Genomic DNA, 1,416 nt, shown 5'->3' with positions numbered 1-1,416 from the left:
CAGACCCCGGAACAGGGCGAAGCGGCGGGTGTGTGCCTCCGGTCGGGCTACGCCCTCCCTCCGACACACACCCGCCGCAGAGTCTCATCCTGATTGACGCGGAATCTCATCCTGTTTGTCGCGCCGCAGTGAGTGCCGCGATCAAAGCCTTCAGCGTAGGGATGGCATCGGCAGGCAAGTCACTTTCCGGGTCTTCCACGATCGCGATCAGGCGTGTGGTGTTGGATGCCCCTTGCGGTACGATCTGACCGAACTCGGTCAGATGGCCGCGTAATGCGTTGATCGCCTGCGTGCGCTGCCGGATCAGCAGCTCCCGGACCCGGAAGACCATCGCCGCGCCCTGCGTCTCCTCGCTCTTCACCGGAACAAAGCGCATCGTGGGACGCATCGCCGCCTCGCAGATGGCCTCAGCATCCGCCATGTCGTTCTTCTGGCGCTTCACGAAAGGCTTGACGTAGGCCGGCGGGATCAGCCGCACCTCATGCCCCAGCTTGCCAATTTCCCGGCCCCAAAAATGGGCACCCCCACAGGCTTCCATCGCCACGACGCAAGAGGGCAGCTGGCTGAAAAACTCTAGCACTTGAGCCCGCCGCAACTTCTTGCGCAGAACGGCTCGTCCTACGCCGTCGGCTCCATGCACCTGGAACACATTCTTCGCCAGATCGAGCCCGACCGTGATAATCTCCGACATGACCGCTCCCCTTTGTGGATCGTTGCAGACCCACCCTGGCACATCTGATGCCGTCGGGGGGCGGTCACATCATCAGAGTCGATCGAAGACGCTATCCGTGGCTCGGACCCGGATCATCGCATAGCCGTGCGTCAGGAGCTGTCGCGCCCGCTGGTCGATGAGTTCTTCACCTGGCTGGCAGCCCAAGCCGCACGCGTGTCGCGCAAATCCGACCTCGGCGAGGCCATGGCCTATATGCTGCGCCGCCAGGACGGCTTCCGGCTGTTCCTGGAGGATGGACGCGTCGACATCGACTCCAACCTTGTCGAAAACGCCATCCGCAGCCCGGCCATGAACCGCCGCAACGCGTTCTTCGCTGGTCATGACGAGGGTGGACGCAACTGGGCCCGCTTCGCCAGCCTGATCGGCACCTGCGAGATGAACGACGTCGAACCCTATGCCTATCTGCGGGATCTGTTCACGAAGCTGGCCAATGGCCACCTCGCTCGTGACATCGACGACCTGATGCGCTGGGCCTACGCCCAGCAGACCAGGCCTTCCGCTACGTAGGGACCTCGTCTCGTACTCCCTGACGAGCTACCGAGAGGCCTCGGCTTCGTAACCGTCCGGGCTCACTGCTCTGCCGCAGATAGAGAGTAATCGATAGTGTCCGCTTAGGATAGCGGACACTCTGGGGTTATTGATGGCGGGTCGGACCAAGCGGCTTTGGACGGACGAGGAGAAGC

2 pseudogenes are annotated in these 1,416 nt (G+C 62.8%); one reads left to right on the top strand and one right to left on the bottom strand.

Annotation, left to right across the window (positions count from 1 at the left end):
* Positions 1–130 precede the first annotated feature (130 nt).
* Positions 131–691, bottom strand: a pseudogene (locus FNJ84_RS21755) (IS110 family transposase); the annotation flags it as partial.
* Between the two features lie 81 nt (positions 692–772).
* On the opposite strand from FNJ84_RS21755, the pseudogene FNJ84_RS21750 reads away from it, so the two are divergent.
* Positions 773–1,240, top strand: a pseudogene (locus FNJ84_RS21750) (transposase); the annotation flags it as partial.
* Between the last annotated feature and the right edge of the window lie 176 nt (positions 1,241–1,416).

The sequence above is a fragment of the Paracoccus sp. M683 genome (assembly GCF_007096355.1).
GTDB lineage: Bacteria > Pseudomonadota > Alphaproteobacteria > Rhodobacterales > Rhodobacteraceae > Paracoccus.
This window is presented reverse-complemented; position numbering and strand designations above follow the sequence as displayed.